General features: G+C 68.5%; 5 protein-coding genes. All 5 read right to left on the bottom strand.

Annotated elements, in window-relative coordinates:
* Nucleotides 1-252 precede the first annotated feature (252 nt).
* A complete protein-coding gene (locus tag BN3266_RS00045) occupies nucleotides 253-552 on the bottom strand; it encodes a hypothetical protein (protein ID WP_059002836.1) in 300 nt (99 codons plus the stop codon).
* Between the two features lie 141 nt (nucleotides 553-693).
* Complete coding sequence (locus BN3266_RS00040; protein ID WP_242861688.1) at nucleotides 694-1923, bottom strand: peptidase U32 family protein; 1230 nt, start codon at nucleotides 1921-1923, stop codon at nucleotides 694-696.
* A 3-nt stretch (nucleotides 1924-1926) separates the two neighbouring features.
* Nucleotides 1927-3003 (bottom strand): endolytic transglycosylase MltG, encoded by a 1077-nt coding sequence (gene mltG / locus BN3266_RS00035; RefSeq protein WP_059002835.1) that lies wholly within the window; start codon nucleotides 3001-3003, stop codon nucleotides 1927-1929.
* Between the two features lie 21 nt (nucleotides 3004-3024).
* Complete coding sequence (locus tag BN3266_RS00030) at nucleotides 3025-3594, bottom strand: 5-formyltetrahydrofolate cyclo-ligase (protein ID WP_021658629.1); 570 nt, start codon at nucleotides 3592-3594, stop codon at nucleotides 3025-3027.
* Nucleotides 3595-4134: a DJ-1 family glyoxalase III gene (locus BN3266_RS00025; protein ID WP_059002834.1), complete on the bottom strand. Its 540-nt coding sequence runs from the start codon at nucleotides 4132-4134 to the stop codon at nucleotides 3595-3597.
* Between the last annotated feature and the right edge of the window lie 228 nt (nucleotides 4135-4362).

The following is a 4362-nucleotide window of genomic DNA, read 5'->3' as shown; positions in this document are numbered from 1 at the left end:
TCTCCCCCCCCCACCACCCTCCGGTCTCGCCCAACCCTCCCTTCCGCCCCCCAAAAGCTTGCTCTTATACACATCTAGGTGTGTATAAGAGACCGGGACGCGCGCTGTCCGTCCCCAGCCCGGTCCTCCCTTTCCGCCTTCGGCCCCCTTTGGTGCAGAGAGAGCGATGGTGGCTCCCCCGGCAACACGGGGGCGCGGGCACCGCAAAAAAGCGCTGTGAGAAACCGTTTCTCACAGCGCTTTCTCTTTTATCTATCCGCCTTCCCGCCCCCGGGTCGCCGCGCCCGCAGGGCCGTGGCCAGCCCCCCAGAGGGAGGCCGACGCCGAGACCAGCCAGAGGACGAAGGGGGCGGGGCTTGCGTAGAGGGGCAGGGGAAGGTGCAGGGGCAGCCGGCAGCAGTTGCACCAGAGGAAGAAAGCCGGCGACCAGCCCAGAAGGGGGAACCGCACCCAGGCCCGCTCCCCCCGCAGTCGCCCGCAACCCGTGGCCGCCAGCACCTGCAAAAAGGGGAGGGCCGCCGCCGGGGAGAGCCGGAGCAGCGTTCCCGCCACAGCGGCCCCACATCGTGCGCCCACGGTCTTGAATAGGTCTGCTGCCTCCGCCGCACCACACACTGCCCAGCAAGGGCGGGGGGCCGGCCAGCAAAAACAGCCGCCAAGCCGTCCGCTTCCTCTCTTTTTCTCCCCTCTACCCTACCGGCGAGGGGCCCCTTCCAGCCGCCGGCGGAGGATCGCCCCCCGGGGAGCGGGCTCCTCGCAGCGCAGGGAGAAGGCCATGTGGGGGTGGATGGCCTCGCGGATGGGCTCCCCTGCGCCGTCGCGCAGGTCGGCCACCGGCAGGGCCAGCGGGGCCCGGCCGGGGAGGAGGAGTTCCAGCTCCTCCCCCTCCCGCAGCCGGTTTTTCATCCGGCACCAGAGGCGGCCGTCTGCCCAGCGCTCGGCCACCGCCGCCACCTGGCAGCTCTGCAGGTACTGCCCGCTCTCGGTGAACTGGCGGGGCTGGCCGAAGTAGAAGCCGGTGGTGTAGGGCCGGTGGCTCACCGCCTCGGTCTCCCCCACCAGCCAGTCGGGGCAGGGCTCGTCCGGCGCGGCGGCCCAGCGGTCGATGGCGATGCGGTAGGCGTTGGTGACGGCCGCCGCGTAGTAGACCGACTTGGCCCGCCCCTCGATCTTGAAGCTGCCCACCCCGGCGGCCGCCAGCGCGCCGATGTGCTCGATCATCCGCAGGTCGCCGGCGTTGAGGAGGTAGCTCCCCTGGCCGGGGATCTCGCCAATTTCGTGGTAGACCCCGGGGGCGCTCTCCTCCTCCAGTCGGTAGCGCCAGCGGCAGGGCTGGGCGCAGTCCCCCCGGTTGGGGTCCCGGCTGGCCAGGTATTGGGAGAGGAGGCACCGCCCGGACACCGACATGCACATGGCCCCGTGGACAAAGGCCTCCAGTTCCAGTTGGGGCGGGGTCTCCCGGCGGATGGAGGCGATCTCCTCCAGCGAGAGCTCCCGGGCCAGCACCACCCGGCTGGCCCCCATTTTATAGAGGGCGGTGGCGGTGGCCGCGTTGACCACCCCCAACTGGGTGGAGACGTGCAGCGCCACCTGGGGCGCCGCCTGCCGGGCGGCCTCCATCACCCCTAAATCGGCGATGATGAAGGCGTCCACCCCGGCCTCCGCCGCCTCGGCCAGAAAGGCGGGCAGGGCGGCCAGCTCCCCCTGCCGGGGGAGGGTGTTGCAGGTCAGGTAGACCTTGACCCCCTTTTGGTGGGCCAGGGCCACCGCCCGCCGCAGCCCGTCGGGGGAGAAGTTCTCCGGCCCGGCCCGCATGCCAAAGCGCCGGCCGCCCAGGTAGACGGCGTCCGCCCCGTAGAGGAGGGCGGCCTCCAACCGCTCCTCATCCCCGGCGGGGGCCAGCAATTCCGGTTTTTTCAGCACCGCCTACTTCCCCCGGGTCGCATCGGCCTGGGCCACGTTTTTCTGGTGCTCGGGATAGGTCTTGGCGTAGAGGTAGTTGTTGTCGGCGTCGGTGACAAAGTAGTAGTAGTCGTGGCTGGCCGGCCAGAGGGCGGCTTCCAGGGCGGCCTTGCCCGGGCAGGCCACCGGGCCGATGGGCAGGCCGGTGACCGTGTAGGTGTTGTAGGCCTCCGACTGCTCCTCGGTATAGGGGATGCCGTAGGCGTCGTAGGCCCGCAAAAAGACGATGGTCACATCCGACTGGAGCATGGGCAGGCTGCTGCCGGCGGCCATCCGGTTGTGAAACACCCCGGAAACCTGCTTCATGTCCTCGTCGGTGAAGGACTCCTTCTGGATGATGGAGGCCAGGGTCACCGTCTCCTCCAGGCTCATCCCCAACTCGTCCATCCGCGCCCGCATCTCGGCGGTGATCTGGCTGTCGAAGTGGGCCAGCATGGTCTGGGCCACGGCGGCCGGGTCGCTCCCCTTTTCAAACTGGTAGGTGTCGGGGAAGCAGTAGCCCTCCATCTTCAAGATCTTCAGGGGGGAGTCGCTCACCTCCGCCTCGAAGGAGCCCTCGAACCGGCCGGTCTGCAGGGCCTGCAGAAAGTCGTCCCCCTTGCAGACCCCCGCCTCTTCCAGGGCGGCGGCGATCTGGGGCAGGCTGTACCCCTCGGGGATGGTGACGGTGGCCACGTTCTCGTTGATCGCCGTCTGCTGGAGGGTGGCGATGACGTCTTTATAGGCCGCCTTTTTTGGCAGCTCGTGGTTGCCGAACTGGTAGGTGCCGTCGCCCCCGTTCAACTTGGAGTAGAGGCGAAAGAGGGTCTTGCTGCCGATGACCCCCTCCTCCTTGAGGGCCGAGGCGATGGCCGCCGTCGAGGCCCCCTTCTCCACCGTCACCGTCACCAGTTGGCTGTCGTCGCCCCCCCAGCCGCCGATCTCCGACGCGGCGTAGAGGCCCAGCCCCCCGGCGATGAGCAGCAGCGCTGCCAGGACGATCGCCACGATCAGCAGGGTCTTTTTCTTCTTTCCGGCGGTTTGCTTGTTCAGGTGTTCCATGCGCTTTCTCCTATCGGGCGGCTATCGCTCTGCCGCGTACTCTCCCCTCTCGGTGAGGAGGATGTCCACCGGCTGATCCCAGGGATCAACCTCGATCTCGTCCAGCAGGCAGGCCTCGTAGCACAGGCCGACCTTGAGCCCGGGGTAGTTCTTCAGGTATCGGTCGTAGTAGCCCCCGCCGTAGCCCACCCGGTGACCCCGGCGGTCAAAGGCCAGCCCGGGCACCAGGATGGGCAGCGCCATCCGCTTGTCCAACACGGAGGAGCCGGTGGGTTCCAGGATGCCGTAGGGGCCTTTGGCAAGCTGCCGCGACCCCTCAAAGCGGGCCATCCGCATCTTCCCCGCGGGGCTGGTCTGGGGCAGGTAGACCCGCTTTCCCTCGGCCAACAGCCGGCGCATGATCCGCCGGGTGTCCACCTCCTGCGGGAGGGAGTAGTAGAGGGCGGCGCCCCGTTCATCCCCGCCCGCCCCCTCGAAAAAGCCCCGGGCAATGGCGGTGTCCATCTTGTTTTTGGGCCCTGACCGCAGCCCCTGGCGGTAGCTGCGGGCCAGCTCCCTGGCCTCCTTTTTAGAGACCGCCTTCTCGGCCACTCAAATCGCCATAGAGGCTTTGACCGCCTCCATGGCCTCTCTGCCGCAGAGCTGTTCCACCAGCGCCAGGCCGAACTCCACCGCCACCCCGGCGCCCCGGCCGGTGGTGAAGCGGCCGTCCCGGCAGACGGCCTCGCCGGTGCAGACGGCCTTTCCCAACTGGTCCTGAAAACCGGGGTTGGCGGTGGCCCTGCGGCCGTCCAGCAGCCCCCGGTGCCCCAGGATGGAGGGGGCGGCGCAGATGGCGGCGATGGGGATCTCCCGCTCCAGGCAGAAGTCGATCGCCCCCTGCACCACCGGGCTCTTCTCCAAGTTGAGGGTGCCGGGCAGCCCGCCGGGGAGGACGATCATCTCCAGCTCCTCCCCCGGGGAGAAGGCGCTGTCGGCCAGGTCGCAGCGCACCGTCACCCCGTGGGAACTGGTGATCTCCCGGCCGCCGATGCCCACGATCCGCACCTCTTTTTTGGCGCGCCGCAGGGCGTCCACCGGGGCCAGGGCCTCGGTCTGTTCAAATCCCTCTGCCAAAAATACTGCTATCATCGCGCGAAACCTCCGTTCTCGCCCCCCAAAAGGGGGGCGTTTCCCCGCCGGTCAGTCGTAGAGGAGACCGGCGTAACAGCTCTCTGTCTTCGCCCCCAACAGCCAGTCGGAAGGGGCCGCAAAAGGGCCGCCCCAGCAGTGGGCGGGGCGGCCCTTTTCTCACAGCGTGCTCTGATTACTTGGTGTATTCCAGCAGCTGGCAGAGGATGTCTACGTACTTCTGCCGGT

The organism is Bittarella massiliensis (ex Durand et al. 2017) (assembly GCF_001486165.1).
GTDB lineage: Bacteria > Bacillota > Clostridia > Oscillospirales > Ruminococcaceae > Bittarella > Bittarella massiliensis.
The sequence above is the reverse complement of the archived record's forward strand: the minus strand, read 5'-3'. Positions and strand labels throughout refer to the sequence as shown.

What these genes read in the sequence shown, in the direction of transcription:
- mltG (WP_059002835.1), bottom strand. Translation starts at nt 3,003, where the DNA reads ATGGAACACCTGAACAAGCAAACCGCCGGAAAGAAGAAAAAGACCCTG.
- BN3266_RS00025 (WP_059002834.1), bottom strand. Translation starts at nt 4,134, where the DNA reads ATGATAGCAGTATTTTTGGCAGAGGGATTTGAACAGACCGAGGCCCTG.